Source organism: Roseovarius sp. EC-HK134 (genome assembly GCF_902498815.1).
In the GTDB taxonomy this organism is placed as follows: Bacteria; Pseudomonadota; Alphaproteobacteria; order Rhodobacterales; family Rhodobacteraceae; genus Roseovarius; species Roseovarius mucosus_A.
Genome location: NZ_LR701544.1, coordinates 490,977 through 516,852 on the forward strand (window position 1 = coordinate 490,977; position 25,876 = coordinate 516,852).

29 protein-coding genes and 1 pseudogene are annotated in these 25,876 nt (G+C 61.8%); 11 read left to right on the top strand and 19 right to left on the bottom strand.

Annotated features, from left to right (window positions below):
• The first annotated feature begins 1 nt into the window (after window position 1).
• Window positions 2-358, top strand: a complete 357-nt coding sequence (locus GC127_RS06325) for a YigZ family protein (protein WP_151977127.1) — start codon at window positions 2-4, stop codon at window positions 356-358.
• 63 nt (window positions 359-421) lie between these two features.
• Window positions 422-685, top strand: a complete 264-nt coding sequence (locus tag GC127_RS06330; protein WP_037296779.1) for a DUF6455 family protein — start codon at window positions 422-424, stop codon at window positions 683-685.
• 43 nt (window positions 686-728) lie between these two features.
• On the opposite strand, the gene GC127_RS06335 is transcribed toward GC127_RS06330, so the two are convergent.
• The gene (locus tag GC127_RS06335) at window positions 729-1,379 is read right to left on the bottom strand and encodes a hemolysin III family protein (protein WP_151977129.1); all 651 of its coding nucleotides are present in this window, start codon (window positions 1,377-1,379) and stop codon (window positions 729-731) included.
• A gap of 186 nt (window positions 1,380-1,565) precedes the next feature.
• Between GC127_RS06335 and GC127_RS06340 the strand changes: the two genes are divergently transcribed.
• Window positions 1,566-1,946: a hypothetical protein gene (locus GC127_RS06340; protein ID WP_008279503.1), complete on the top strand. Its 381-nt coding sequence runs from the start codon at window positions 1,566-1,568 to the stop codon at window positions 1,944-1,946.
• A 39-nt stretch (window positions 1,947-1,985) separates the two neighbouring features.
• Here the strand turns inward: GC127_RS06340 and GC127_RS06345 are convergent, their stop codons facing one another.
• From GC127_RS06345 to dctP, 8 genes are all read right to left on the bottom strand, one after another.
• Window positions 1,986-2,942 (bottom strand): D-glycerate dehydrogenase, encoded by a 957-nt coding sequence (locus tag GC127_RS06345; protein ID WP_083803297.1) that lies wholly within the window; start codon window positions 2,940-2,942, stop codon window positions 1,986-1,988.
• The gene (locus GC127_RS06350; protein WP_008279505.1) at window positions 2,939-3,277 is read right to left on the bottom strand and encodes a tRNA-binding protein; all 339 of its coding nucleotides are present in this window, start codon (window positions 3,275-3,277) and stop codon (window positions 2,939-2,941) included. Before GC127_RS06350 ends, GC127_RS06345 begins: the two co-directional genes overlap by 4 nt.
• Window positions 3,270-4,085 (bottom strand): pyrroline-5-carboxylate reductase, encoded by an 816-nt coding sequence (proC, locus tag GC127_RS06355; RefSeq protein WP_151977131.1) that lies wholly within the window; start codon window positions 4,083-4,085, stop codon window positions 3,270-3,272. The genes GC127_RS06350 and proC overlap by 8 nt, the downstream gene beginning before the upstream one ends.
• Before the next feature lie 42 nt (window positions 4,086-4,127).
• Window positions 4,128-4,628, bottom strand: coding sequence for a YbjN domain-containing protein (locus GC127_RS06360; RefSeq protein ID WP_008279507.1), 501 nt, complete (start codon window positions 4,626-4,628; stop codon window positions 4,128-4,130).
• A gap of 200 nt (window positions 4,629-4,828) precedes the next feature.
• Window positions 4,829-5,614: an alpha/beta fold hydrolase gene (locus GC127_RS06365; protein WP_008279508.1), complete on the bottom strand. Its 786-nt coding sequence runs from the start codon at window positions 5,612-5,614 to the stop codon at window positions 4,829-4,831.
• Entirely contained in the window at window positions 5,590-6,891 is a 1,302-nt protein-coding gene (locus tag GC127_RS06370) for a TRAP transporter large permease (RefSeq protein ID WP_081507482.1), read from the bottom strand. Before GC127_RS06370 ends, GC127_RS06365 begins: the two co-directional genes overlap by 25 nt.
• Window positions 6,892-6,894: 3 nt before the next feature.
• Complete coding sequence (locus GC127_RS06375) at window positions 6,895-7,398, bottom strand: TRAP transporter small permease (RefSeq protein WP_081507481.1); 504 nt, start codon at window positions 7,396-7,398, stop codon at window positions 6,895-6,897.
• A gap of 62 nt (window positions 7,399-7,460) precedes the next feature.
• On the bottom strand, window positions 7,461-8,450 hold the full coding sequence (gene dctP / locus GC127_RS06380; protein WP_081507480.1) for a TRAP transporter substrate-binding protein DctP: 990 nt from the start codon (window positions 8,448-8,450) through the stop codon (window positions 7,461-7,463).
• A 192-nt stretch (window positions 8,451-8,642) separates the two neighbouring features.
• Here dctP and GC127_RS06385 point away from each other — a divergent pair, with 192 nt between their 5' ends.
• On the top strand, window positions 8,643-9,527 hold the full coding sequence (locus tag GC127_RS06385; RefSeq protein WP_008279514.1) for a LysR family transcriptional regulator: 885 nt from the start codon (window positions 8,643-8,645) through the stop codon (window positions 9,525-9,527).
• A 96-nt stretch (window positions 9,528-9,623) separates the two neighbouring features.
• Here GC127_RS06385 and GC127_RS06390 read toward each other — a convergent pair whose 3' ends face one another.
• From GC127_RS06390 to GC127_RS06405, 4 genes are all read right to left on the bottom strand, one after another.
• Entirely contained in the window at window positions 9,624-10,883 is a 1,260-nt protein-coding gene (locus GC127_RS06390; protein ID WP_151977133.1) for a glycerate kinase, read from the bottom strand.
• A gap of 63 nt (window positions 10,884-10,946) precedes the next feature.
• A complete protein-coding gene (locus GC127_RS06395; protein ID WP_008279516.1) occupies window positions 10,947-11,324 on the bottom strand; it encodes a thiol-disulfide oxidoreductase DCC family protein in 378 nt (125 codons plus the stop codon).
• A gap of 261 nt (window positions 11,325-11,585) precedes the next feature.
• Entirely contained in the window at window positions 11,586-12,062 is a 477-nt protein-coding gene (locus tag GC127_RS06400) for a hypothetical protein (RefSeq protein WP_008279517.1), read from the bottom strand.
• Window positions 12,063-12,068: 6 nt separating this feature from the next.
• A complete protein-coding gene (locus tag GC127_RS06405) occupies window positions 12,069-12,272 on the bottom strand; it encodes a hypothetical protein (protein ID WP_151977135.1) in 204 nt (67 codons plus the stop codon).
• A 148-nt stretch (window positions 12,273-12,420) separates the two neighbouring features.
• Here GC127_RS06405 and GC127_RS06410 point away from each other — a divergent pair.
• Both GC127_RS06410 and preA read left to right on the top strand, forming a co-directional pair.
• Window positions 12,421-13,302: pseudogene (locus GC127_RS06410) on the top strand (FAD-dependent oxidoreductase); the annotation flags it as partial.
• Between the two features lie 3 nt (window positions 13,303-13,305).
• Window positions 13,306-14,610: an NAD-dependent dihydropyrimidine dehydrogenase subunit PreA gene (gene preA, locus GC127_RS06415; RefSeq protein WP_151977137.1), complete on the top strand. Its 1,305-nt coding sequence runs from the start codon at window positions 13,306-13,308 to the stop codon at window positions 14,608-14,610.
• Window positions 14,611-14,614: 4 nt separating this feature from the next.
• Here preA and GC127_RS06420 read toward each other — a convergent pair whose 3' ends face one another.
• Both GC127_RS06420 and GC127_RS06425 read right to left on the bottom strand, forming a co-directional pair.
• A complete protein-coding gene (locus GC127_RS06420; protein ID WP_151977139.1) occupies window positions 14,615-15,337 on the bottom strand; it encodes a glycosyltransferase family 25 protein in 723 nt (240 codons plus the stop codon).
• A 4-nt stretch (window positions 15,338-15,341) separates the two neighbouring features.
• The gene (locus GC127_RS06425) at window positions 15,342-16,784 is read right to left on the bottom strand and encodes an aldehyde dehydrogenase family protein (protein WP_151977141.1); all 1,443 of its coding nucleotides are present in this window, start codon (window positions 16,782-16,784) and stop codon (window positions 15,342-15,344) included.
• Between the two features lie 132 nt (window positions 16,785-16,916).
• On the opposite strand from GC127_RS06425, the gene GC127_RS06430 reads away from it, so the two are divergent.
• Window positions 16,917-17,570, top strand: coding sequence for a peroxiredoxin (locus GC127_RS06430; protein WP_008279313.1), 654 nt, complete (start codon window positions 16,917-16,919; stop codon window positions 17,568-17,570).
• A 239-nt stretch (window positions 17,571-17,809) separates the two neighbouring features.
• Here the strand turns inward: GC127_RS06430 and GC127_RS06435 are convergent, their stop codons facing one another.
• Window positions 17,810-18,412 (bottom strand): methyltransferase, encoded by a 603-nt coding sequence (locus GC127_RS06435; protein ID WP_199861204.1) that lies wholly within the window; start codon window positions 18,410-18,412, stop codon window positions 17,810-17,812.
• Between the two features lie 144 nt (window positions 18,413-18,556).
• On the opposite strand from GC127_RS06435, the gene GC127_RS06440 reads away from it, so the two are divergent.
• Window positions 18,557-19,591 carry a succinylglutamate desuccinylase/aspartoacylase family protein gene (locus GC127_RS06440; protein ID WP_008279311.1) on the top strand — a complete coding sequence of 345 codons (1,035 nt, stop codon included), beginning with the start codon at window positions 18,557-18,559 and terminating at the stop codon, window positions 19,589-19,591.
• 78 nt (window positions 19,592-19,669) lie between these two features.
• Here GC127_RS06440 and GC127_RS06445 read toward each other — a convergent pair whose 3' ends face one another.
• Window positions 19,670-20,485 (bottom strand): LOG family protein, encoded by an 816-nt coding sequence (locus tag GC127_RS06445; RefSeq protein ID WP_151977145.1) that lies wholly within the window; start codon window positions 20,483-20,485, stop codon window positions 19,670-19,672.
• Window positions 20,486-20,565: 80 nt separating this feature from the next.
• Here GC127_RS06445 and GC127_RS06450 point away from each other — a divergent pair, with 80 nt between their 5' ends.
• A complete protein-coding gene (locus GC127_RS06450) occupies window positions 20,566-21,480 on the top strand; it encodes a threonine/serine dehydratase (RefSeq protein ID WP_151977147.1) in 915 nt (304 codons plus the stop codon).
• A gap of 131 nt (window positions 21,481-21,611) precedes the next feature.
• On the opposite strand, the gene GC127_RS06455 is transcribed toward GC127_RS06450, so the two are convergent.
• Window positions 21,612-22,829 (bottom strand): M24 family metallopeptidase, encoded by a 1,218-nt coding sequence (locus tag GC127_RS06455; protein ID WP_081507599.1) that lies wholly within the window; start codon window positions 22,827-22,829, stop codon window positions 21,612-21,614.
• Window positions 22,830-22,931: 102 nt separating this feature from the next.
• A complete protein-coding gene (locus tag GC127_RS06460) occupies window positions 22,932-23,822 on the bottom strand; it encodes a LysR substrate-binding domain-containing protein (protein WP_008279306.1) in 891 nt (296 codons plus the stop codon).
• A 94-nt stretch (window positions 23,823-23,916) separates the two neighbouring features.
• On the opposite strand from GC127_RS06460, the gene GC127_RS06465 reads away from it, so the two are divergent.
• Window positions 23,917-24,717: a creatininase gene (locus GC127_RS06465; protein ID WP_008279305.1), complete on the top strand. Its 801-nt coding sequence runs from the start codon at window positions 23,917-23,919 to the stop codon at window positions 24,715-24,717.
• 22 nt (window positions 24,718-24,739) lie between these two features.
• Window positions 24,740-25,876 (top strand): spermidine/putrescine ABC transporter substrate-binding protein, encoded by a 1,137-nt coding sequence (locus GC127_RS06470; protein ID WP_081507600.1) that lies wholly within the window; start codon window positions 24,740-24,742, stop codon window positions 25,874-25,876.

Genomic DNA, 25,876 nt, shown 5'->3' on the forward strand with positions numbered 1-25,876 from the left:
CATGCGGCAGTTAAAGGGCGTCGTCAGTGACCGGGGGTCGACCTATGCGGTCTCTGGCGGCATGGCACAGGACCGCGCGGAAGTAGACGATTTCCTCAAGACCTTGAAGAAAGACAAGAAATTCGCCCGCGCCACGCATAACACCTGGGCTGTGCTGCTCAGGGATGGCACCCCGCTCAAGGGCGACGACGGCGAGGCCGGGGCGGGGCAGGTGATCCTGCGCATGTTGGAACGCGCCGATTTGCGCGATCATGTGATTGTCGTAACCCGTTGGTATGGTGGCAAGAAACTGGGCGGCGACCGGTTTCGCCACGTGCAGGACTGCGTGCGACTTTACCTTGAGGACGGGGCGATTTGATTCAGGTCAAAGCAGCCCCCCCAAACTCAGGGCACAGTGAGGGCGCAGCAAAGGGGCAATCACATGCAAAGCACTTCAACCTTGAAACGCCACGCGCAATTGGTGGATCGGATGGCCAATAGCTTGGGCGTCGATCTGGAACAGAAAATCATGGAAGGTCAGATGACCTTTGACACCTTGGGCGATGTGGTCTTGGCCTGCACCGGCTGCGTCAATCCCGAGACCTGCGAGAAATGGCTCCAGCAGAACAAGACCGCGACGGCAACGCCGGATTTTTGCCGGAACACTGATGTCTTTTCCCTGCTGATGGCGGGCAAGCACGCCTGAGCGCGCGCGCTCTGGCCCTGATCCAAAACGCCCTTGCGCCCCGTCAGAGGCGGGTCGCGAGGGCCGATGCGATGCCAAGGAAAAAGCACCCGCTGGCAAAGGCCACGAAGAGGTGCCAGATGGCATTGGCGAACCGCAGGCTCTCCCACCTGTAAAACACCACCCCAAACGTATAAAGCAGCCCCCCCGCCAGCAACAGCGCAAGGCTGTGTGCCGGAAGAATCGGCGTAAGCGGGATAAACAGCGCCACCCCGATCCATCCCAGCGCCACATAGGGCAACCATCCCGTTGGCATCTGCCCACGCTTGGCCCGGATCTTGGTCGCGGCCCCAAAGATGGCAAGCACCCAGACCAACGCAAGCACCACATAGCCAAAGGCAGTGCCCAAAAGCACGCTGAGCGGCGTGAAGGTGCCCGCGATTTTCACATAGATGGCAGCATGATCCAGACGGCGCAAAATGGGCCGCGCGGCGGTATGGGCATACAGGTGATAGGCCGCCGAGGCCCCCAGCATCATCAAAAGCGCACCGGAATAGACGATGGTCGAGGCCAGCGTCACCCCGTCCATGCGCAGCGCCCACATGGCGAATAGCACGGCAACCCCGGTAAGCGCCGCCAGCAGACCAGCAATATGCACCGCCCCGTCAGCAAGACGTTCGGCACGGGAATAGGCAGGATAGGACATATCGATCATCCGGTCTGTTTGGCAGAAGAGTATTAATTTTTCTATGCGTTGTCTCACGATATGGCCGGAGTTTTCCAAAATTCTTGGCGTTTTGAGCGTGACGTTGCGGCAATCCCAAGACAGCGTGCCCTAGAATCGAGTCGCACCCCACCGCAGGATTTGCGATACTACCCTCTGGAATAAAGGAGTGTGATCATGCAACGCCGTCATGTTCTGGGTCTGGTGAGCGCCGGAATGCTCGCCCTTGGCTGGCCTGTCGCAGCACAGCCCACGCAGATGAACGCGGCCGAAATCACCGCGCTCTTGTCTGGCAACACCATTGTCGGAAGCTGGTCGGGCACCGACTATCAGCAGTATTTTGCTGCCGATGGCAGCACGGTCTATATGCTGGGGGATGGCCGCCGCGACGATGGCCAATGGCGCGTAAACGCCGAAACCAACGACTATGAAAGCTGGTGGCGCAGCACCGGCTGGACCCCCTACGCCATGGTGCGCACCGAGGCAGGCGGCTATGCCTGGATCAATGGCGACCGGCTCGAACCCTTCGAGATTCTGAACGGGCGACAGATCGAGTAAGCGCCCGCGCCCTAAAAGCGCGAGCGACCTTTCCCAAACTCAGTTGACCAGATTGGGCGGCGTTTCCCCGGCAAAAAAGGCGCGCAGGTTTTCAACTGCCATCAGCCCCATCGCCTCGCGCACCTCAAGCGCTGCGGTGCCCAAATGCGGCAGAAGCGCGACATTCTCCATCGCCTTAAGCGCGTCCGGCACAATCGGTTCACGCTCGTAAACATCGAGACCCGCCCCGGCGATGCGCCCCTCTTGCAAGGCCGCAATCAGCGCCGCCTCATCCACCACATCGCCCCGCGCGATATTGATGAAATGCGCGGTCGGGCGCATCGCGGCAAACACCTCGGCATTGATAAGATGCCGGGTTTCCGCCCCTCCGGGCACCGCCACAACAAGAATATCCGCCGTGGCCGCAACCTCTTCGATCGAGCCAAGCTGGCGCGCGTCGAAATCAAGCGGCTTGGCCGAGCGGTTGTGATAGACAACCGACATGCCAAACCCGAAATGGCAGCGCTTGGCAATCGCCTGCCCGATGCGGCCCATACCGATGATCCCCACCGTCTTGCCACTCACATGCAGGCCCAGCATCTGCGTCGGGTTCCAACCCGGCCATTTGCCAGCGCGCACCAGCCGCTCGCCCTCGCCCGCGCGGCGCGCGGTCATCAGCATCAGCGTCATGGCGATATCGGCGGTGGCATCGGTCACAGCACCGGGCGTGTTGCTGACCGCGATGCCCATGGCACGGGCGGCGGCGACGTCGATATGGTTATAGCCCACGCCAAAGTTGGCGAGGATACGACAGCGAGAATTCTCAGCCTCGGCAAAGACATCGGCCTGAAACATATCGCCCAGCGTCGGCAAGATGCCATCATAAAGCGCCAGCGCGCCCCGCATCTGGCCCGGCTTGAGAGGAGTATTGTCGTCGCGTATTTCTACGTCGAAATGGCGGCGGGCCTCTTCAAGCACGCGGTCGGGCATGGGGCGGGTGACAAGTATCCGTTTCAATGCAGTCTCTCTCCGATGGGAACATCTTGGTCAGGGCGTATCAGAACGATATCGCCATTGCTATCGCTCAGCCCCAGCACAAGGATTTCCGACCGGAACTTGCCGATCTGACGGGGCGGGAAATTGACCACCGCCAGCACCTGACGGCCAATCAGCGCCTCTGGCGTGTAATGCGCGGTGATCTGGGCGCTTGATTTCTTCTCACCGATCTCGGGGCCGAAATCGACCCAGAGCTTGATCGCAGGCTTGCGCGCCTCGGGATAGGGTTCGGCGCGGGTGACGCGGCCCACACGAATATCGACGGCAAGAAAATCGTCAAAACTGATCTCAGCCATTGCGCAGCGCCTTGGACCGGTCGGTCGCGGCGGCGACGGTTTTCAGCATCAGGGGCGGCAGGCCCGTGTCAGGGTGCATCAGCACCTCTAGCCCCGCCTGCGTTGTGCCATTGGGGCTGGTGACGTTCTGGCGCAACTGCGCCGGGGTTTCCTCGGCGGCCTCGGCCAAGGCACCGGCACCGGCCACGGTGGCCTGCGCCAATTGCATCGCCAACTCGGGCGCAAGCCCCTGCGCCTCGCCGGCCTTGGCCATACATTCGATCATATGGAACACATAGGCCGGACCAGAGCCAGAAAGGCCGGTCACGGCGTCCATCTGATCCTCATGGTCAAGCCGCACCACCTGCCCCACCGCGCGCAACAACGCTTCGGCAAGGTCCAGATGCGCGGCGCTGGTTTGGGTATTGCCGATGATGGCGGTGATCCCGCGCGCCACGGCGGCGGGGGTGTTGGGCATGGCACGGATGATCGGGGTCTTGGCCCCCAGCACGGTTTCAAACCCCGCAATCGGCGTGCCTGCGGCCACCGAGATGAACAGCGTCGTGCCATTGCCCATCGCGGCAAGGCTGGGCAGGGCCGCGCCCATCATCTGCGGCTTGACCGCGACAAGAACGATAGCGGGTTGGCCGGGCAGGTCGGTGTTAAGATGCACGCCGGTGCCGCGCAGCCAGTCAGAGGGGTTGGGGTCACTCACCCAAACCGACGCGGGCGGCAGCCCGCCCGCCAGCCAGCCTTGCAACATGGCGCTGCCCATCTTGCCACAGCCCAGTAAAACAAGGCCTTTTTCGGCCAGATCGTCCATCGTCATGGTGGTGCCCCCGCTCATTCCCGTGGTTTGCGGGGGACAGTGTTACGCGCGACCGAAGGCCTCTGCAATGGCGACCTGCATCGCATCGCGGGGCGATTGATCGCCCCAGATCGCAAGTTGCAGCGCCGGGTAATAGCGCTCGGCGCTCGACACGGCGGCATGCAGCATCGTGTCGATCTGCTCGGGGCTGGCCACCTGCCCACCGGCAAGCACGAGGCCATAGCGATAGACCATAAGTTTCTGTTCGGCCCACCAGGTAAAGGCACCGGCCCAGCACTCATCATTGATTTCATTGAGGATTTCAAAGAGCACGGGCAGTTTCTCGGCGGGCGGCTCCATATCGAAGGTGCAGACAAGACGCAGGGTCTCGTCATAGCCGGACCACGCGAGGGTCAAGGAATAGGTGCGCCACTGGCCTTCAACAGCCATGGCAATCTGATCGTCGCCGATACGGTCGAACTCCCAGTCATGGTGCTCTGCAATATGTTCAACAATATCAATGGGGTGGATGTCGTCATGCAAGAACTGCTCGGAAAGTGCCATGGCGCCGCCTCATTTGCTGTAGCGCGGGGGTGGCGTTGCACCCCTAGCGCTAGGTGCCTGCTCTACGGACGGGGGCCATTCCCCTCGTCCATACAATATATGGTGCGAGGTTTAGCGCCGCCTGTAAAGCTATTTGTTGAGGGGGGAAGCAATATATTGTGGATGGAATGGGAAGGTGCCGCAAGGGAGGGCAGTGCGTGTCACCCTCCCACGAAATCCTCGACCAGCGCGTGAAAGAGGCTCGGCTTTTCCAGATGCACCGCATGGGCGGTGCCCGGCACCACGGCCAGCACGGCATCGGGCAGCCCCTGCCAGAGGGTTTCGACCTGCGGCCAGCGATAGGACCGATCGCCGTCACCCCAAAGCACGAGGGTCGGCATGGTCAGGCGGCCAAGCGCGCCGCGCCCATCCCAATCGCTCATCGCGTCAAGCCCCGCCAGCGCTGCGGCCTCGGTGGCCTGCGCGCCCAGTTCGGCCACAATCTCGAACCCCTGCGCCGCGGCCCCTTTGCGAAACCACGTGGCCCCGATCCGCCGGATCGTCTGGGCCACACCATCGCAGCGGATCCGTGCCCGCGAGGTGTCGAGCGGCTCGAACCGATCCGGCATGGCCCCCAAGGGCCCTGTGCCATAGAGGATCAGCCGCGCGATCCGGTCAGGATGGGTGGCGGCTATTTCCTGCACAATCATACCGCCCATGGAATGCCCCAAAAGGGTGATCTGCCCCAGCCCCAGCTCGTCCAAAAGCTCGACCACCGCCGCGCCGAATGTGGCGATACGTTTCGCAGGCGGCAGGCCCGCTGACCCGGCATAGCCCGGCAGATCAGGGGCAATCACATCAAAGCGGTCGGAAAAGCGGGCAATCTCGGCCTGCCATTGCGCCGACCCGCCCAGATAGCCATGCACCAACACCAGCGGCGTGCCCGCCCCCGCCCGCCGATAGCTAAGGCCGTTGCGCGCAATCAGCGCATCTGTTCGGGCAACCACAACGCAATCTCCGGCATGAGGATGAGAAGGACAATCAAGAGAACAAGCGCCCCGATGAACGGCAGGCAGCCAATGATCACATCGCCAATGCTGACCTGCCCGCGCCCAATTCCTTGAATGACATAGAGATTGAGCCCCACAGGTGGCGTGAGCACCGCAATCTCCATGGTGATCGTATAGACCACCCCAAACCAGATAAGGTCGAACCCGGCGGCGGCCATCAGCGGAAAGATCGTGGGCAGGGTGATGAAGGTCATCGAGACAGGTTCAAGAAACATCCCCAGCACGATGTAAAAGATCAACACAATGGTCAGCACCACATAGGGCGAAAGATCGAAGCTCAGAAAAAGCTCGGTGAATTGCTGCGGCACGCGGTAGTAGGTCAGCACAAAGCCAAAAAGCACCCCCGCCGATAAAAGCAGGCCCAGATACCCCATGGTCCGCATGGTGGCAAAGAGCGAGTCCTTGAACCCTTGCCATGTCAGCCCCCCCACGCCAAAGGCGAGGATCACGGTCAAGAGCGCCGCCACCGCCGCCGCCTCTGTCGGCGTGGCGATACCGGCGTAGATCGCCACGGTGATCACCAGACCGATCAGGCCAATGGGCGCGATAGTGGCGGCAATCTGAAGGATTCCCATTTTCACCGCATCCTCGCGGTCGGGAATATCGCCCGGCTTCAAAATACCCCAGACCAACACCACAATCGAAAAACAGGTCACAAGGATCAATCCGGGAATAACGCCCGCGATGAACAGATCCCCAATGCTCTGATCGGTGACGATGCCGTAAAACAACAGGATCAGCGATGGCGGCAACAGCACGCTCAGCGTGCCCCCCGCCGCCAGCACGCCAGACGACAGCCGCTTGCCATAGCCCAGCCGGAGCATTTCCGGCAAAGCCACGCCGCCAATGGTCAGCGCGCCGACCATGGACGAGCCACAGACCGCGCCAAACCCCGCGCAGGCCCCGATAGAGCCATAGGCAGCAGAGCCGCGCACGCGCACACCTTGATGCAGGAATTGATAGAGATTGGGGCCGATATTGGATTTGCCGATCAACTCGCCCAAGAACACAAACAGCGGCACCGCAAGCAGGATATAGTCGATCCAAACACCCCAGAGCTTCAACTCTGCCGATGCGATCGAGGTCTCAAAGGTCTGGATTTGCCACAGAAACGGCAGCGAGGCCGCCGCCAGCGCAAAGGGGATCGGCACCCCCGTTGCGATCAGAAACATCAAAAGACCCAAAAGGCCGAGGCCGACTTCATACCATTCCATCGTTCAGACCTCCGCCGCCGGGGTGCGCAACAGCCGCACCAGCCGCAGCACCGCGTAAATTGAGAAAAGCACCAGCGCCAAGGCCCCCGGTGCCCAGAACGCATAGCGCGGCCAAAGCAGGATTTCCGACGACGCCCCTGAATTGAATGACCGGATCGTGGCGCTCACGCCCGCCAAAGAGAAAAACAGCCCAACCCCCAACATCACGCAGAGATTGAACACCGCCACCGCCTTGCGCAGCCCGGCGGGAAGGGTATCGGTCAGCATCGTGACCTTGGGATAGGCATCCTCGCGCATCGCATAGGCAAGGCCCGCAAAGGCCACCGGGAAAAGCAAAAGCGCTGTCGCCTCTGTCACCATCCGGTCCGGCGCATTCAGCACATAGCGGGTAAAGACGCCGTAGCTGATCCACACCATCTGCACGAGCACCACCACGGCCCCCGCCCCCGCGAGCCAGATAACCGCGCGCTCCACATGCCCAATCCATCGGTCAAGACCGCTTTGCATGGCGTGCCTCCCTGTGCAAAAAAGGTGGCCCCCCGCATGGATGACGCGGGGGGCCTGTCAGATCACGGCGCGTGCTGCGCAAAGAGGTCGCGGATCTTGCCAGCCAATTCCGGCCCGCAGGCCGCATCAACGGTCTCGTCCCACTTGCCCTGCACGCTCTCGATCAGCGCCATCCGCTTGTCTTCGGGGATCGCCACCGCCGCACCGCCGCCTTTCATCACCGCATTGCCAACGCGCTGATCCACCCAATCCTCATAACGGGGCTTGAGCCATTCCTCGGTTTCCTTGGCGGCAGCCATCACAGCGGCTTGTTCGTCGGCGGTCATGCCGTCGAACTTTTCCTTGTTCATCATGTATTGGATATTGCCGTAAAACAGGCTCGCCTTGACCATATAGGGCATCACATCCCACAGCTTCCAACTGGAATAGGTGGCAACCCCCATGTTGATCCCATCAACCACACCACGCTCGGCGGATTGAAAAACTTCCTTGGGGGCCACAAACACCGGCGCGCCGCCCCATGTCTCGATCATCAGGCTGACCAGCGGCCCGATGGACCGAACCTGCTTGCCCGCAAGATTGCCCAGATCGTCAATCGCCTCTTCAAACCACCATTCCTGATCGTAGGAATAATTCGAGTTGAACACCGGCACGAGGTTGATCGCCGCCGCCTCATCGCGCACCAGATCGGCATAGGCGGCGTCCATCTCGATCTGCCCTTCCAAATCCACCGCCACCGGATAGAGCGAGGTCACACGGTAACAAGGCAACCGCTCATCGGCAGGCATCCAGCTCATGTCCGACACACCGCCCTGCACCGCATCCACACCCTCAGACCAGCCATGCAGCGTGGCAGATGGGAAAATCTGCACCTCAACGCTGCCGCCGGTCTTTTCCGCGACCAATTCGGCAAAATGCACAAAGCCGTCATAGCGGATATCGGACTCGTTCACATAGGTGGACAGCCGGATCGTGGTCTCGGCCATGGCAGGCATCGCCACCGTCAGCCCAAGCGCTGTGGTGGCAATCAGTGCTTTCAACGAAGTTCTCATGTCTTTCTCCTTGTTGGATGCATCTTTTTTGGTGCAGCGCGAGACCGTTCTTGCGGTCTTCGTCCTTTGGTCTTGGCTGAAATGCTAGGACAGACCCCCACGAGTCGGCCAATTCAAACATCTCATAAAACTATTCCGATCTTGCATGGTTATCTCGACTGGCGCAGTCTGGCGACAAAAAGGGGGGCGGAAATGGATATCAACTGGCTGCGCGATTTCGTCTGTCTGGGACGCACATTGAATTTCACCCGTGCAGCGGAAGAACGCAACATCACGCAATCCGCCTTTAGCCGCCGCATCAAATCGCTTGAGGCGTGGATTGGCGTGCCGCTGATCGACCGCGCCAGCTATCCGGTGCAATTGTCCGAGGCGGGGCGGCAATTCCTGCCAGTGGCGCAACAGACGGTGGCGGATCTCACCGATACCCGTCAGGCAATCCGCGAACGCGCGCGCGGCCATGCCAGCTTTCAACGCTTTGCGGCATTACACGCCATTTCGGTCAATTTCCTGCAACCGCGCATGGCGGCATTGGAACGCGAATATCCCGAAATGCGCACGCGCGTCATTTCCGACAGCCTGACCGCCTGTTGCCAGTTGCTCAGCGAAGGCGGCTGCGAATTCCTGCTCTATTACCGGCATCAGGACGTGGCCCCGATCCTTGACGAGACCCGCTTCAAGCGCAAGGACATCTGCGAAGAGCGCCTTATCCCGGTGGCCCAGCACGAGGCCGCCGCGCGCAACGGCTGGTCCCTGCCACCGCGCGCAGGGCAAGAGCTTCCGTATCTCAGCTACGATCCCAACACCTTCCTTGGCACCGTGGTCGATCAAACCATCGGCAACCGCCGCCCGGCACTTGACCTGCGTTACATGGATGCCTTGGCCGAGGCATTGAAGCGGCGCACGCTTGCGGGCGCTGGGCTGGCGTGGCTGCCAGAGTTTTCCATCCGTCAGGAACTGGCCGACGGCACGCTGGTCCGCCTTGGCGGGCGCGACTGGACGGCGACGATGACGATCTCGCTCTTTTGCTCGCCCGAGCGGCTGGATAATCTGGGCCGCACGATCTGGGATCAGTTTTAGGGCCTGTCGCGCCCCATCGAAATCCCGCCCGTCCCGGGCTTGACCCGGGACCTCACCGAGGCGATATGCACCCGATCAGACGCAAGGTGCTGTAACCTAAACAGGCGCAATCAGGATGGCGCGGAAATCGTTGACATTGGTCAGCGTTGGCCCTGTCACCACCTGCCCGCCAACGGCCCCGAAAAACCCATGCGCATCGTTGATCGCCAGGGCCTGCGCAGGGTCAACCCCGGCGGATTGGGCCTCAGCCAGCGTGTCCGGCCCGATCACCGCCCCCGCCACCTCGGCGGCGCCATCAACACCATCGGTGTCACAGGCCAGCGCGTGAATGCCCGCCGCCCCCTCCAAGGCCAGCGCCAAGGCCAGCGCATATTCCGCATTGGGCCCACCCACACCATCGCCCCGCCGCGTCACCGTCAACTCACCGCCCGACAGCAGCAGCATAGGTGCCGCCCCCGGTGCCAAACCCGCCTGCACCTCGCGCGCCAGCGCGGCATGATCGCGCGCCACATCGCGCGCCTCACCCTCTAGCGCATCGCCAAGGATTTGCACGCTGATCCCTTGGGCGCGCGCCACCTCTGCCGCAGCCTCCAGCGATTGCACAGGGGCGGCATAGATCACATTCTCAACCCGGCTGAGGCGTATATCCCCCGGCGGCACCGCGCCGCTCTGCCCGGCCAACACCGCCCGCGCCGACGCGGGCAGATCAATGCCATAGCGCGCCACGATCTTCAGCGCGTCATCGCGCGTGCTGCCCTCGCCCACCGTCGGCCCCGATCCGATCATCGCCGGATCATCCCCCGGCACATCGGAAATCAGCAGCGCATGCAGCCGCGCCGGATAGGCCGCCGCCGCCAATTGCCCGCCCTTGACCCGGCTCAGATGTTTGCGCAGCACGTTCATCTGCCCAATAGGCGCGCCCGAGGCCAAAAGCGCGGCATTGACCGCCTGCTTATCCTCCAGCGTCATCTCGCCCGCAGGCTGAACAAGCAGCGACGACGCCCCGCCAGAGATCAGCGCCAGCACCATATCGCCCTCGCCCAATCCCTCCAGTAGATCAAGCATCCGCGCCGTGGCGCGCATCCCTGCCGCATCCGGCACCGGATGCGCCGCCTCGACAATCTCGATGCCCTGACAGGGGCGCGCATAGCCATAGCGCGTGATCACCAGCCCCTCGCACGGCCCCCATTCCGCCTCGACCGCCTCGGCCATGCGCGCACTCGCCTTGCCCGCGCCGATCACCACGACACGGCCCTCAGGGCGCGCAGGCAGATAGGGGGCAAGGCTTTGCATCGGGTCGGCTACGGCCACCGCCCGGTCAAACAGGCGGCGCAACAGGGTCTGGGGATCGGTCATGTTTCTGGGGTCTCCGCGTCTCTCGCGCGCACCCTATCGCGGGGCGCGACCCTGCGAAAGCCCTCAGGACGCGGCGCGCTTGGCTTCTCGTGCCAGATGCTTGGCATAAAGACGCGGTGCCAGAACCCGCTCGTAAATGAGCGAGGCCACCTGCCGCAATCCCGGCAAGGCCACGATCCGCGCCGCCCAACGATAGCGCGGCAAAGCAGCCCAGAGCGCCGCAAACGCCTCGACACCAGAGAGCACGCGCCCATCCTGCCGCACATGCAACCGCCGCGCCGCCTGATCCGGGTCAATCCCCCACTGCTCCAACCCGCCCGCGTTGAGATCCTGAAAAGTCACAGGCAATCCCTTCGCCTCCACATACCCCGCATAATGCGCAATCTCCGCCCGGCAAACAGGGCAGCGGGCATTATAAAGCACTTGGGTGTGTTGGGTCATGGCGGGCCTCCTGTGGAGGGGAGGTAGGGTGACACGCAGGCAGGGGAAGAGGCGCAGAATGTCGCGCTTGCGAGCACAACCCTTTCACACGTCATTCCCGCGAAAGCGGGACTCTCCAGCCTCGCAAGAGATCCTCGGGTCAAGCCCGAGGATGACGGGGGCGAAGGGTGCGGGGTGATGACGCGCGCTCGGCGGGCCGCAGTCTGGCGAAGCAGCCCTGATAGAGCTACGAATTTTTCAGCACCCGGTTGCAAACTTCTGTCATGGCGAATGGACAGGCAGCAGTTCGCGCACGCCATCTATGACATCAATCCCGAACAATCGAATACCTATTGCCAAAAGTATCAATGCCGCTGTCGTTATCAGAGTTGATATCAGGCCGGAAACGATCTGCTGTTTAAAGGAGCTTTGTTGCTCAATGGATGCCGCCGCTTTCTCAATTCGCGTGGTAATGGCCCCAACTTCAATCTGCGGCGTTGCATCTTCGATCGACTGATTTGCGAAGGCAATCAATATATCCTGAGCGTCTTTCCTGTATCTTGCAAGCTGATCTGTGGTGCAAACGGCACGCGCGAACTGTGCATCATCCTCAGGAGTCGGTGGTTTACCATTTTCGGCCTCGAAGTCCTTGGCCCACATCCGCTTATGACGCTTATACAGCCCATAAGCCGCAAGAGCTTCAATGTCATCCTCACCATCCTGAGTGAGCAGGTCAAAGACCTTGTTCTTGAATGACATAAGGTATCATGCAGGCTGCTTGGCTTTGCTAAAAGCAGAAGCTGCCGCCCTTTTAGCTGATGCATAACTCCGCTTGCTCATTGAAACGACGATTTTACCTGACGGCGCCGTCCTACGAACGAATGTGCCATCTGTCGCATGACCAGTTTTTTGAACGCGGAAAACGGGAGTATCTGATTGTCGCTTTTTCATTTTGAAACTGCCCATCATGGATGCTCATGTAGATAATATAGCGTCTGAATTACATGATTACACTTGAATTATTATCAAACACTTAATTGCCGAAAAGAATATCCCAGAACTGCCTACCCTCAGGCTCCCTACTCCCCCAACCTCCCCCACAAATCATACTCCCCGGGCGGGGCCTGCGGGGCTGGCCTGCGCGCACCGGTTGGCGATGAAAGGCCATGATGTCACGCTCTACGATGGGCGCGCCAAGCCCGGCGGTCTTAATGAGTTTGGCATCGCCGCCTACAAGAGCACCGACAGTTTCGCCGCGCGCGAGGTTGACTGGCTGATGCAGATTGGTGGGATCACGCTGGCCACCGGGCAGCGTCTGGGGCGCGAGATGACGCTGGCGGAATTGCAGGAAGATCACGACGCGGTGTTCCTTGGGATTGGTCTGGGCGGGGTCAATGCGCTGGGGCTGAGCGGCGAGGACCGCGAGGGGATGCGCGATGCGGTGGATTTCATTGCCGATTTGCGGCAGGCCGAGGATCTCAGCGATTTGCCGGTGGGCCGCGATGTGGTGGTGATCGGGGGCGGCATGACGGCGGTGGATGCCGCTGTGCAGGCCAAACTTTTGGGCGCGCTCAATGTCACGCTGGTTTATCGGCGGGGGCGCGACCGGATGAACGCCAGCCGCTATGAACAGGATCTTGCGGCCTCCAAGGGTGTGCGGATCGTGACCAATGCCACGCCCATCGCGGTGCATGGCAATGGCGCGGTGCGCGAGGTTGAGTTTGAGTATTCCGACGACGATCTCAGGCCCACGGGCGAACGATTCCGGCTTGCTGCTGATCAAGTGTTCAAGGCGATTGGTCAGACGCTTGAGGGGGCCGATTTGCCCGCGCTCGACGGGCGCAAGATCGCCGTTTCAGGCCCCGGGCGCACCTCCCTGCCCGGGGTCTGGGCGGGGGGCGATTGTGCGGCGGGGGGCGATGACCTGACCGTGACGGCAGTGGCCCAAGGGCGCGACGCTGCCGAAGACATCCACGCAACCTTGATGCCGGAGGGCTGAGCCATGGCGGATCTGACAACCAACTTTATCGGTATCACATCGCCCAACCCGTTCTGGCTGGCCTCTGCGCCGCCGACGGACAAGGAATATAACGTCCGCCGCGCGTTCGAGGCGGGTTGGGGCGGTGTTGTCTGGAAGACATTGGGCGAGGCGGGGCCGCCCGTGGTGAACGTCAACGGGCCACGCTATGGGGCGATTTACGGCGCGGATCGGCGGCTTCTGGGGCTCAACAATATCGAGTTGATCACGGATCGCCCGCTGGAAGTGAACCTGGAAGAAATGCGCCGGGTCAAGCGCGACTGGCCCGACCGGGCGCTGATTGCGAGCCTGATGGTGCCGGTCAATGAGGACGCCTGGCGCGAGATATTGCACCGGGTCGAGGATACCGGCTGTGATGGTGTGGAGCTGAATTTTGGCTGTCCGCATGGCATGAGCGAGCGCGGCATGGGCAGCGCGGTGGGGCAGGTGCCCGAATATGTGGGGCAGGTGGCGCATTGGTGCAAGAAACACTCGAACCTGCCGGTGATCGTGAAGCTTACCCCCAATATCACCGATATCCGCAAGCCCGCGCAGGCCGCCAAGGACGGCGGCGCGGATGCCGTGAGCCTGATCAACACGATCAATTCGATCACGAGCGTCGATCTTGATCTCTTTGCGCCTGAGCCCACGATTGACGGGCGGGGCGCGCATGGCGGCTATTGCGGGCCTGCGGTGAAGCCCATCGCGCTGAATATGGTGGCCGAGATTGCGCGCGATCCCGCCACGGCGGGCCTGCCGATCAGCGGTATTGGCGGCGTCACCACTTGGCGCGATGCGGCAGAATTCATGGCGCTGGGGGCGGGCAATGTGCAGGTCTGCACGGCGGCCATGACCTATGGGTTCAAGATCGTGCAGGAAATGATCTCGGGCCTGTCGCAATACATGGATGACAAGGGCTTTACCTCTGTCGACCAATTGGTTGGGCGCGCCGTGCCCAATGTGGTCAACTGGAAGGATCTGAACCTCAATTACGTGACCAAGGCCAAGATCAATCAGGATGACTGCATCAAATGTGGGCGCTGCTATGCCGCCTGCGAGGATACAAGCCATCAGGCCATTGCGATGTCCGAGGATCGGGTCTTTACCGTCAAGGATGACGAGTGCGTCGCCTGCAACCTCTGCGTCAATGTCTGCCCGATCGAGGGATGCATCACGATGGAACGGATGGCGGCGGGCATGGTCGATCCGCGCACCGGCGAGGTGGTGCAGGACGAGTATGCAAACTGGACAACCCATCCCAATAATCCGGGGCGCTGCGCGGCGGAGTAAAGGATCAAAGTAATCCACCGGTAAGCGGTGCCGCGCTATCGCGTGCCGCGTGCCGGGCGGCACGGCGATAAAGGTAGCGTGGCCAAGCCGCCGCAAGCGAGGTGTGCCCTGAGCCCTGCATGATCCGTGATACACCGGACGGATAGACTGCACCAGTGCGCAGATGCGTGTGCCAATGGCTTTGAATGAGAAACTCGACCGGGCGGTCGAAGATTTCAGTCAGGTGCAGAAGGTGGGCGGCGGCATCCTGTCCAACCATCTGCACCGGGCTGCGTGGGGCGTTGACCACCGGCAGGCAAAGCACGCAACCGCCGTTGGTGTCGATCACGCGCGCAGGTCCGCGCACGGCTTGGGGCTGGAAGGCGATATACCCCAGATCGTCGATATGGTCGCGCGCCAGATCGCGCGCTCTTGCAAAGATTTGGGGGTCAAGGGCGGCATCCTCGTCGAAGATCAGCCCATAATCGAGACCCTGTCGGACAATCTCGGCCCAGATTTGCCGATGGCTGAGAAAGCGGGCAATCTCGGGGGTGGTCAGCGTGAACGGATAGAGCGGGGCAAAGAGCCCCGCCCCGACCGTGGCCGAAAGCACCGTAGAGGACAGCACAGAGGCCTCAACCTCGGGCCAGAGGTCGCCCTCTAGCCCGCAGGTGTTGAGCGTATCGCGCGCCCGCTCGCGTCGCGTGGCGTCGCGCGCGCCGTGCAGGGCAAAGGCGCGCCCCGCCATAGGGTCAGGCGCCGGGGGTCCAGCCCGAGACGGATTTGACCTCGAGGAAATCCTCGATGCCCCATTTGCCGCCTTCGCGCCCATGGCCCGATTGTTTCATCCCGCCAAAGGGCGAGCCTGCACCGCGCGATTGGCCGTTCATTTCCACCATGCCCGAGCGCAGGGCGCGCGCCAGCCGGTTGGCCCGTGCCGGATCACCGGTCTGCACATAGTTGGTGAGGCCATAGGGCGTGTCATTGGCGATACGGATGCCGTCCTCTTCAGTATCAAAAGGGATGATCGACAGGACCGGGCCAAAGATTTCCTCGCGCGCGATGGTCATCTCGTTGGTGACATCGGCAAAGACCGTGGGTTTCACGTAAAAGCCCCGGTTGAGACCGTCGGGCCGCCCGGTGCCGCCCGCAACCAGCCGCGCGCCTTCGTCGATACCCTGCTGGATGAGGTCCTGGATCTTGTTGAACTGTACCTCGTTGACCACGGGGCCGATGTGGCGACCGGCCTCGTGGGCGGGGCCCACGGGGATGGCATTCGCGGTTTCGGCGGCAATCTCGACCGCTTGGTCGTAAATCTCGCGCTGCACCAGCATCCGGGTGGGCGCGTTGCAGGATTGGCCGGTGTTGTTCATGCAGCGGATCACGCCGCGCTTGACCGCCTTGTCATCGGCATCGGCAAAGATCAGGTTGGCGCCTTTGCCGCCCAGCTCAAGGCTTACGCGCTTGAGCGTGTCGGCGGCGGATTTGGAGATGATGCGCCCGGCGCGCGACGAGCCGGTAAAGCTGATCATGTCCACATCGGGATGCGCGGTCAGTTGGCTGCCCACGCCCACACCATCGCCGTTGACGAGGTTGAAGACGCCTTTGGGCAGGCCCGCCGCATCGACGATTTCGGCAAAGATCACGGCGTTGAGCGGCGATTCCTCAGAGGGTTTCAGGATCATGGTGCAACCTGCGACCAGACCCGCGATCACCTTGAGGGTGACCTGATTCATCGGCCAGTTCCACGGCGTGATCATGCCGACAACGCCCACCGCCTCATGGATGATCCGGTCATTGGGGGCGTGATCGCCAAGCGGTTCGTCAAAGGCAAACTCGCGCGCGGCCGCGATGAAATTGGCGATATGCCAGCTTCCGGCACCGACCTGCTGTTCGCGGGCCATGTCGATGGGCGCGCCCATCTCGAGGCTGATGGCCTGCGCCATATCCTCGGCGCGGGCCTTGTAGGCCTCTAGAATTTTCTCTGCAAAAGCAATGCGTTCCGCTGCTGGCGTGGCCATCCACGCCGGGAAGGCCGCCTTGGCTGCGGCGACGGCAGCGTCGGTATCGGCCTGACCGCCCAAAGAGATCACCGCGCAGGGCTCTTCGGTCGAGGGATTGATGACCTTGTGATCTTTTGCCGCGAGGGGGTTGACCCACGCGCCATTGATGTAGAACTGACGTTTCTCGATCATGGTATTGACCTCCAGTGATTTGGCGGCACTCTGTCAGGGGTAATGCCGGGCTGCAAGGTTTGAAATAGGGCGCTTTGGGGCAATTTGATCAAATTTCTGCACCCCAAGGCGGAAATCAGGAAAGGATAGGCTATGGGCCTTCGAATCAATGATGTGATCCCCAATCTGACGGTGGAAACCGATCTGGGCACGATTTCACTGCATGAGTGGATTGGCGACAGCTGGGCGATTCTGTTTTCTCACCCCAAGGATTTTACCCCCGTTTGCACCACCGAGTTTGGCGCTGTGGCGCGCTTGGCCGAGGAATGGGAGAAGCGCGGCTGCAAGGTGATCGGCGTCTCGGTCGATGGGGTTGAGGACCATCGCAAGTGGAAGGGCGATATTGAAAAGGTTGCTGGCAGTGCGGCGGGATTCCCGATTATCGCTGATGCGGGGCTTGTGGTGTCCAAGGCCTTCGACATGCTGCCCGCCGAGGCCTATTTGCCCGACGGGCGCACGCCCAACGACAGCGCCACGGTGCGCTCGGTCTTTATCATCGGGCCGGACAAGCAGTTGAAACTGAGCATGACCTATCCGATGACCGTGGGGCGCAATTTCGCAGAAGTTCTGCGCGCGCTTGATGCGCTGCAAACCACATCGCGCAATGGCGTGGCGACACCGGCGGATTGGACAGTGGGGCAGGACGTGATCATCCCGGCCAGCCTGAGCGATGCCGATGCCGAGGCCAAGTTTGGCAGCTTTGAGAAGGTGTTGCCGTATCTCAGAAAGACCAGCTTGAAGGGGTAGGTTGGCTCTGAGGAAGGCTTTGACACCGCGCGAGGAGCCGCGCGGTTGCTGGGCCGGGGACTAGCGAAGCAACAGCCTTGGCTGCCACTTTATGCCAGCCAAGGCTATGCGACCCGTCAGTGATACGCTCGCTCTCCAAATCGCTAGGCCGCGGGACGGCCCAGCGATCGCGCGGCGGCGCGTACCGCGCCTTGATCCCGCGCGTGGGTGATTGGGGCTGCCGTTTGCTTGCATCGCCCTCATCCCAGTCGCGCAAACACCGCCATCTGGCTTGCTCCGCCCAAGGCGGGGTGGGCCTCTCCTATGGCGTGGCAGGTGACCGTGTAGCCGTGGCGTGCCGCCACGCCTTCGGCCCAGCCTGCGAACCGCGCGCGATCCCATTCGAAATGATGCCCCGGATGGCGAAAGCGGTGGCTGGGCACGCCCAGCACCGGGTTGAATTCGGCGTTGGGCGTGGTCACGATCACATGGCCGGGGCGCATATCGGAAAAGAGCGCGCGTTCCAGCCGATTGAGATCACCAAGCGGCAGATGTTCGATGGTTTCCACAAGACAAGCGCAGTCATAGCCGCGCAAATTGGGGTGGGCCACGGTCATGGATGCCTGCGCCAGTTGCACCTTGGCGCGTGTCTCGGGGGGCAGGTCCGCCAGCCGCGCCTGTGCCGCGCGCAGCGAGGGTAGATCAATGTCGATGCCGGTCAGGCGGGTGAGGCCGGGCAAGAGCGCCAGACGCAGCAAAAGATCGCCCGCACCGCAGCCCAGATCAAGGAGCGTGCGCGCGCCGGTCTTGGTCACGGCGGTCTCTACAGCCTGAAGGCGGGCATCATGCAAAGCGGTGGTCACAACGGGCCTCTGTGGGTTGGCACGGGTCATGGGCCGCTGTGCCATGCGCGCGGCGCAAAGGCCAGAGCCGTGCCGCCCGCCAAGCCCCATGGACAGGCCGAACCTATTTGCCTAAGCCTTGCTGTCAGACAGAGCGAGGATGCCATGGCGCGGCGCAAACCCTTTGACATCGGCGGTGTAACGGTCGCAGCGGGCACGCGCGCGCGGGTGGATATCCCTGTAAGCACGCTGTCCAATCACACGCCGGTCAATCTCTCGGTCGAGGTGATCCATGGGCGGCGGGCGGGGCCGGTGCTGTTTGTCTCGGCGGCGATCCACGGCGATGAGGTGATCGGGGTCGAAATCATGCGCCGCCTGCTCAAGGCGGCACCGCTGGCCTCGATGGCAGGAACGCTGATGGCGGTGCCGATTGTCAACACCTTCGGCTTTCTCAATCACAAGCGCTATCTGCCCGACCGGCGCGATCTGAACCGGGTGTTTCCGGGGGTAAGCGAAGGCTCGATGGCGTCGCAACTGGCGTATATTTTCATGGATCAGGTGGTGCGGCGCGCGGATGTGGGCATTGACCTGCATTCGGCGGCCATTCACCGCACCAACCTGCCGCAAATCCGGCTGACGCCGGGCAACACGCGGCTGGAAGAGCTGGGTCGTGCCTTTGGCGCGCCGGTGATGATGGAGTCGAAGCTGCGCGACGGATCGTTGCGGATGGCCGCGGAACAGGCGGGGGTAGACGTGCTGCTCTACGAGGGGGGCGAGGGGCTCCGGTTTGACGAATTCGCGGCGCGGGCGGGGGTGAGCGGTATCCTGCGGGTGATGCAGCATCTGGGCATGATCGGTGCCAAGGGCGTGCCGCGTGCGCGCGGTGTACCGATCCGGGCGGCGCGCTCGCGTTGGTATCGTGCGCCGCGCGGCGGGCTGTTTCGCGGCTATCTGGCGGTGGGCGATGCGGTGCAGCCGGGCACGGTGCTGGGCGCGGTGGCCAATGCCTTTGGCGATGTCGAGACCGAGGTGGTGGCGGATGTGACCGGCATCATCATCGGGCGTACCAACCTGCCGGTGGTCTATGAGGGTGATGCGCTGTGCCATGTGGCGGAGACGCCGCGCGCCGAGGCGGCGGCGGGGGGCATCAGCGCCCATCTCGAGGCGGCGGCGCTCTTTGACGAGGATGAGATCATCTGAGCGGCACCGCCGCGTTACGGTGCGGCGGTGGAATTGAGTATTTGCACCAAGAAGAAGCGGAAAGGCGTTTTGGGCCGCTCAGCCTTGGGGCCAGTCGTTGATGATCTGCATCGCCTCATCCGCCGTTTCAACGAATTGGAAGAGATCGAGATCCTCGGCGCTGATTGTGCCCGCCTCGGACAGCGCCTCCCAGTTGATGATGGATTGCCAGAAGGTGGCCCCAAAGAGCAGGAACGGCACGCGCTTCATCCGGTCGGTCTGAATAAGGGTCAGCGCCTCGAACATCTCGTCGAGCGTGCCAAAGCCGCCGGGAAAGACGCAGATGGCACGGGCGCGCATCAGGAAATGCATCTTGCGGATGGCGAAGTAGTGAAAGTTGAAGCACAGACCGGGGGTGACATATTCGTTCGGGGCCTGTTCATGTGGCAATACGATATTGAGGCCGATCGAGGCCCCGCCCGCATCCGCAGCACCACGATTGCCCGCCTCCATCACGCCCGGACCGCCGCCCGTGGCAATCACATAGTCGCGCCCATCGCTGGCCATGGATTTTTCGGTCATCAGCCGCGCGAATTTGCGCGCCTCGTCGTAATAGCGCGAGAGATCGGCGAGCGTTTTGGTGCGGGCCGTGTTCTTTTGCGACGGTTCGGGAATGCGCGCGCCGCCAAAGAGCACGACGGTGCTCTGGATGCCGCGCTCGTTCAGGATCATCTCGGGCTTCAAGAGTTCGAGTTGCAGGCGCACGGGGCGCAATTCGTCGCGGCACATGAAATCGGGATCGGCAAAGGCCAGACGATAGGCGGGCGCACGGGTCTGGGGCGTGTCCGGCACCTGTTCAGCGGTGGAACGGTCGGAACCGGCATCGCGGAATTGGCTGAGGCGGTCGTCTTTCATCGCGGGCGATCCTTGCTTGGGTCTTTGACCTCAGGAGTATAGGGTTTGACCCATCAAGAAAAGGCAAAGAGGTGTAAGCGATGGCGTGGCAGGGACGTATTGGAGAGGCGGGCCAGCGCATTGTTGCGCATGTGCGGCGCACGCCGGTGATGCAGGCGGAGGTTGGTGGATATTCTGTGGCGCTCAAGCTGGAGCAGATGCAGCATACCGGCAGTTTCAAGGCGCGCGGCGCGTTCAACACGCTCTTGCAGGCGACCGTGCCGGAGGCGGGGATTGTTGCGGCCTCTGGCGGCAATCACGGGGCGGCAGTGGCCTATGCGGCGGCACGGCTGGGCCACCGCGCGCGGATCTACGTGCCCGAGATTGCAGGACCGGCCAAGATTGCGCTCATCCGCGCCCAAGGGGCCGATTTGCAGGTGGTGCCCGGGGCCTATGCCGAGGCGGCGGCGCGCGCCGCTGAATGGCAGGCGGCGACAGGGGCAATGCAGGTGCATCCCTATGACGCCGAGGCGACCGTGGCCGGACAAGGCACGGTGATGGCGGAATGGGAGGATCAGGGACTGGACGCGGACACGGTGCTGATTGCCGTGGGCGGTGGCGGGCTGATTGCCGGGTCTTTGGGCTGGCTTGAGGGGCGTCGCCGGGTGGTGGCGGTCGAGCCAGAGACCTCTTGCGCGCTGCATGCCGCGCTGGCGGCGGGCGCACCCGTTGATGTCGAGGTGTCGGGGGTGGCGGCCAATGCGCTGGGGGCGCGGCGGATTGGAGGCCTGTGCTATGGTCTGGCCGAGGCGCAGGGCGTGGCCAGTGTGGTGGTCAGTGACGCTGCAATTCTTGAGGCGCAGGCGCTTTTGTGGCGGGAGGTGCGGCAGTTGGTGGAACCGGCGGGGGCCACGGCGCTGGCGGCGCTTTTGTCGGGCGCTTATCGGCCTGCGGCGGGGGAGCGGGTGGCGGTTCTGATCTGTGGTGGCAATATCGCGCCTGACCCGCTGGCATAACCGGGAACGATCATGGCGCGCGACCCGGACAGGAGCGCCATGGCGGGCCGGTCTGCAAGCGCCAAGGCGGCCAGCGTCATAAGGACACTGGCCGCCGCAATCACGATTTCAATCGCGTCCCGCAAGGGCGTTTAGCCTTTGCCGACGATGTTATGTTCAGGTCCGAAGGGGAAGCCGGTGATATTCTCGGCCCCTTCTTCGCCGATGACCAGAATGTCATGCTCGCGGTAGCCGCCGGCACCGGGCTGGCCTTCGGGGATCATCACCATCGGTTCCATCGACACGACCATGCCGGGTTTCAGCACGGTGTCGATATCCTCGCGCAGTTCCACGCCCGCCTCACGGCCATAATAGTGGCTGAGCACGCCAAAGCTGTGACCATAGCCGAAAGAGCGGTATTTCAGCAGGTCCCATTCGCGATACATCTCGTTCAGCTCAATCGCGATATCCATGCAGCGCGCGCCGGGTTTCATCAACTCCAGCCCGCGGCGATGCACGGCGACGTTTTTCTCCCAGATGTCGAGGCTGGCGTCATCAACGTGATCGCAAAAAAGCGTGCGTTCGAGCGCGGTGTAATAGCCAAAGATCATCGGAAAGGTGTTGAGGCTGAGGATATCGCCCGATTGCACCACGCGGTTGGTCACGGGGTTATGCGCGCCATCGGTGTTGATGCCCGACTGGAACCATGTCCAGGTGTCCATCAATTCGACAAAGGGGAAGGATTTGGCAATCTCGCGGATCATCGCATTTGTGCCCGCAATCGCCACCTCGTGTTCGGGCACGCCTGCCTTGACAGCGCCCGCCACGGCATAGCCACCCACGTCGCAAATGCGCGCGCCTTCGGTGATGAGCTTGATTTCCTCGGCGGATTTGATGGTGCGCATCCACATCGAGGGTTGGCTCACGTCCACCAATTCGACGCCGGGCAGGGCATCCTGCAAAAGCTGGCGATAATCGAGCGAAACATGGTCAAACTCGATGCCGACGCGGCGGGCACCCTTGGTCAGGCCCTGCACCGCGCGGTAGAAATTGTCGCGCCGCCAGTCGGTATAGGTGACATTGCTGCCGAATGTTCGCCGCCAGGGCTGGCCGCCGTCGATGCCTGCGGAAATGGTCGTGGCGTTCTTTTGGTCAATGACCATGCCATATTTGCGACCGAAATAGCAGTAGAGCCAACCTGAGTAATAGTTAATGCAGTGATAGGACGTGAAGAGCGCCGCATCGACGTTGTTATCGGCCATCCAGACGCGCAATTCGTTCTGGCGGCGGGCCATCTCATTGTCGGAAAAGGGCGAAAACTCCTTTTCGCCGTTGTGCCATTCCGTGACGTGCAACATGTCGTCAAGCATTTGGGTCTCTCCTCACTGGCTTGGATGTTTATCCGCTACCAGCAAAGAGGCCCTGCAAGAAATTAATAGGTTTGATCTGAGAATAAGAAAATGAAATGTAGGCTAGCTGCGTGCATGCGTTGGTTTGCGGAACGCGCTGACCCCTTCGGTGATCTGTTCGATCAGTTTCAGCGCCGCGTCAGAGGCTTTGATATGTTTGTAAAAGAGGCCGACATGCAGATTGGCGAGCGGTGGAAACCCCTCTTTGGGTGACAGCACGCGCATGCCGGGCAGGAGCGTTTTCTTGGTCAGCGCCGTCACGCCCATCCCATCCAGCACCGCGTTTTGCACGGCTGTAATGCCGGGGCTCTCAAAGCAGATGCGCCATTCGCGCCCCTCGGTGTTCAGCGCGTCGATCATCCGTTTGCGATAGAAGCAGCCCTTGGGGTGGGCGATGATTTGCACCGGCTTGTCGAGCGAGAATTGATAGTCGCGCCCACAGACCCAGAATGGGCGCTCTGACCAGTAGAGCGAGACATAGGGCGCGGGCATCGTATCGGTGATGGCGATGGCAAGGTCCAATTCATCGACATGCAGCTGGCTGAGGATATTGCGGCTCCAGTCGCAGCGGATGTCGAATGTCACCTCGGGATTGGCGCGGGCGAAATCGGCGATGATGCGTTGAAAATATCCAATCGCGTAATCGGTGGGCAAACCCACCCGCAGCGTGCCCATGAATTGAGCCTCGTGCAGGTTGGCAACCGCACGATCATTCAGGCGCAACATCTCGCGGGCATAGCCGATAAGGGCGTGCCCCTGCGGTGTCAGCTCCAGAACCTTGCCCTTGTGATGCAAGAGTTTGGCGCCCACCAAATCTTCCAACCGTTTGATTTGCAGGGAAATCGCGGGCTGCGTGCGGCCCAGAACCTGACCGGTTTCGGTGTAGTTGCCAAGGTCCACCACCGTCACAAACGTGCGGATCAGGTCGGTTTGCAGATTGACGAAATGGCGCATGATTAAGAATCCTTATTCATGCATTGTTACTATGAATTTTGCGCATGAGGCAAGCTGTTCTAGGGTCCCTCAATCCGAGAGAAAAGGGGATGACATGGCCCAAGATACGGTTTTTGCAGCAGAATTAGCCTGGCCCGAGTATCAGCGCCGGGTCGCGCGTGGCGGGGTGCCGATTCTCATCCCGCTTGGGTCGATGGAGCAGCATGGCCATCACATGCCGATGCATGTCGATGTGCTGTTGCCCACCGAATTTGCGCGCCGCGCGGCGGTTGAGGTGGGCGGGCTGGTCGCGCCGCCGTTTACATATGGGTATAAATCGCAGCAGAAATCTGGCGGTGGCAATTTCTTTCCGGGCACCACCAGCCTTGATGGCGCGAGCCTTGTGAATGCGCTCAAGGACGTGATCCGCGAGTTTGCGCGCCACGGCAACCGTCAGATCTGCATCGTGAATGGTCATTTCGAGAATTCGTGGTTCATTGCCGAGGGGATCGACCTTGCTCTGCGCGAATTGGGCTGGTCGGGCATCCATGACACCAAGGTCGTGGTGCTGTCCTACTGGGATTTTGTCGATCAGGCGGCGATTGCCAAGCTATACCCCGAGGGGTTTCTGGGCTGGGATATCGAGCATGGCGGGGTGCTGGAAACCTCGCTCATGCTGCGGCTCTATCCAGACCTTGTATCGCTGGAGCGCGCGGTGGATCACGCGCCAGCGAGTTTTCCGCCCTACGATGTCTATCCGCCGCATCCCGAGTGGACGCCCGCAAGCGGCACGCTGTCCTCGCCCAAGAATGCCACGGCGGAAAAGGGCGACATCCTGATTGATGTCTGCACGCGCGGCATCGTCGCGGCGCTGCGCACCGAGTTTGCAACGCGCGACCGCGTGGCGGCTGAGTGACTTGATTGAAAATTAAAAACAAATGCATGCCAACAAGGAGACCACAATGACCCTGAGAACCCCCACCCGCCGCCACCTTTTGAAGATGACCGCAGGCGCGGCGCTGGCCACGCCGTTCCTGTCGATCCGGGCGTCGGCGCAGACCGTCAACCTGTCGATGCTGGCCTGGTATGGCCATGCAGAGCCCGACATCGTTGGCGCGTTCGAAGAAGAGAACAACGTCAAATTCACGCCGAAATACTATACCGGCGGTGACAATATGCTGGGCCTGATCGCGCAATCCCCGGCGGGCACCTATGATGTGATCCTGTCGGATGCCGAATATGTGCAGCAGTTGAACGCGGCGGGCTATATCGAGGCGCTCGATGCCGCCGATTACGCCTTTGATGATTTTTACCCCGAGTTCCAGAAATTCCCCGGCCATTGGCAGGATGACACGCTCTACTCCGTGATCACGCGCTTTGGGTTTCTGGGGGTGGCGCATAACACCGATGTGCTGAGCGAAAAGGACGCGGCCAGCTATGCGGTGTTCTCGGACGCCCGCGTGACCGGCAAGCTGGGGCATTTCGACTGGCATTTGCCCAACCTTGGGCAACTGAGCCTCTCGGCGGGCAATGGGTCTGCCTATGATATCGACGACGCAGGCTGGGACAAGGTGCAAGAGGCCACGATGGCGCTGCGCGGGCAGGTCGGCGGGTTCTTTGACTATGGCGGCACCTTCTCGTCGCTCAATGATGGGCAGATGGTGGCCTTTGCCGGGATTGGTGACTGGATTACCGGCGTGTTGGAAAAGAACGGTGCCAAGGTCCGCACCACCATTCCCGAAGAGGGCGGGTTGCAGTGGACCGAGTCCTTTTCGATTGGCAAGGGCACGCAGAATTACGACATGGCGCGCAAGTGGATCCAGTGGATCACCTCGGCCGAGGGGCAAGCAAAATCCGCCGATATGGCCGCCTATCCCGCGCTCATCCCCAACAAGAAAGGCTGGGAGGTGCTGAATGCCACCAACCCCGCCGAGGCCAAGCGGCAGAATATGGTGCTGGGCCAGCATAACGCGATGGACATGATCCGCGAAGGGCGTATCCAGTATCGCCAATTGCCTGTGCAACAAAGCCTTGAGGACTGGAACGACTTCTGGTCCGACTACAAGGGCGCCTGA

Coding starts and splice junctions, on each gene's coding strand:
- GC127_RS06325 (WP_151977127.1), top strand. CDS start 2: ATGCGGCAGTTAAAGGGCGTCGTCAGTGACCGGGGGTCGACCTATGCG.
- GC127_RS06330 (WP_037296779.1), top strand. CDS start 422: ATGCAAAGCACTTCAACCTTGAAACGCCACGCGCAATTGGTGGATCGG.
- GC127_RS06335 (WP_151977129.1), bottom strand. CDS start 1,379: ATGATCGATATGTCCTATCCTGCCTATTCCCGTGCCGAACGTCTTGCT.
- GC127_RS06340 (WP_008279503.1), top strand. CDS start 1,566: ATGCAACGCCGTCATGTTCTGGGTCTGGTGAGCGCCGGAATGCTCGCC.
- GC127_RS06350 (WP_008279505.1), bottom strand. CDS start 3,277: ATGGCTGAGATCAGTTTTGACGATTTTCTTGCCGTCGATATTCGTGTG.
- proC (WP_151977131.1), bottom strand. CDS start 4,085: ATGACGATGGACGATCTGGCCGAAAAAGGCCTTGTTTTACTGGGCTGT.
- GC127_RS06360 (WP_008279507.1), bottom strand. CDS start 4,628: ATGGCACTTTCCGAGCAGTTCTTGCATGACGACATCCACCCCATTGAT.
- GC127_RS06370 (WP_081507482.1), bottom strand. CDS start 6,891: ATGGAATGGTATGAAGTCGGCCTCGGCCTTTTGGGTCTTTTGATGTTT.
- GC127_RS06375 (WP_081507481.1), bottom strand. CDS start 7,398: ATGCAAAGCGGTCTTGACCGATGGATTGGGCATGTGGAGCGCGCGGTT.
- dctP (WP_081507480.1), bottom strand. CDS start 8,450: ATGAGAACTTCGTTGAAAGCACTGATTGCCACCACAGCGCTTGGGCTG.
- GC127_RS06385 (WP_008279514.1), top strand. CDS start 8,643: ATGGATATCAACTGGCTGCGCGATTTCGTCTGTCTGGGACGCACATTG.
- GC127_RS06390 (WP_151977133.1), bottom strand. CDS start 10,883: ATGACCGATCCCCAGACCCTGTTGCGCCGCCTGTTTGACCGGGCGGTG.
- GC127_RS06395 (WP_008279516.1), bottom strand. CDS start 11,324: ATGACCCAACACACCCAAGTGCTTTATAATGCCCGCTGCCCTGTTTGC.
- GC127_RS06400 (WP_008279517.1), bottom strand. CDS start 12,062: ATGTCATTCAAGAACAAGGTCTTTGACCTGCTCACTCAGGATGGTGAG.
- GC127_RS06405 (WP_151977135.1), bottom strand. CDS start 12,272: ATGATGGGCAGTTTCAAAATGAAAAAGCGACAATCAGATACTCCCGTT.
- preA (WP_151977137.1), top strand. CDS start 13,306: ATGGCGGATCTGACAACCAACTTTATCGGTATCACATCGCCCAACCCG.
- GC127_RS06420 (WP_151977139.1), bottom strand. CDS start 15,337: ATGGCGGGGCGCGCCTTTGCCCTGCACGGCGCGCGCGACGCCACGCGA.
- GC127_RS06425 (WP_151977141.1), bottom strand. CDS start 16,784: ATGATCGAGAAACGTCAGTTCTACATCAATGGCGCGTGGGTCAACCCC.
- GC127_RS06430 (WP_008279313.1), top strand. CDS start 16,917: ATGGGCCTTCGAATCAATGATGTGATCCCCAATCTGACGGTGGAAACC.
- GC127_RS06440 (WP_008279311.1), top strand. CDS start 18,557: ATGGCGCGGCGCAAACCCTTTGACATCGGCGGTGTAACGGTCGCAGCG.
- GC127_RS06445 (WP_151977145.1), bottom strand. CDS start 20,485: ATGAAAGACGACCGCCTCAGCCAATTCCGCGATGCCGGTTCCGACCGT.
- GC127_RS06450 (WP_151977147.1), top strand. CDS start 20,566: ATGGCGTGGCAGGGACGTATTGGAGAGGCGGGCCAGCGCATTGTTGCG.
- GC127_RS06455 (WP_081507599.1), bottom strand. CDS start 22,829: ATGCTTGACGACATGTTGCACGTCACGGAATGGCACAACGGCGAAAAG.
- GC127_RS06460 (WP_008279306.1), bottom strand. CDS start 23,822: ATGCGCCATTTCGTCAATCTGCAAACCGACCTGATCCGCACGTTTGTG.
- GC127_RS06465 (WP_008279305.1), top strand. CDS start 23,917: ATGGCCCAAGATACGGTTTTTGCAGCAGAATTAGCCTGGCCCGAGTAT.
- GC127_RS06470 (WP_081507600.1), top strand. CDS start 24,740: ATGCATGCCAACAAGGAGACCACAATGACCCTGAGAACCCCCACCCGC.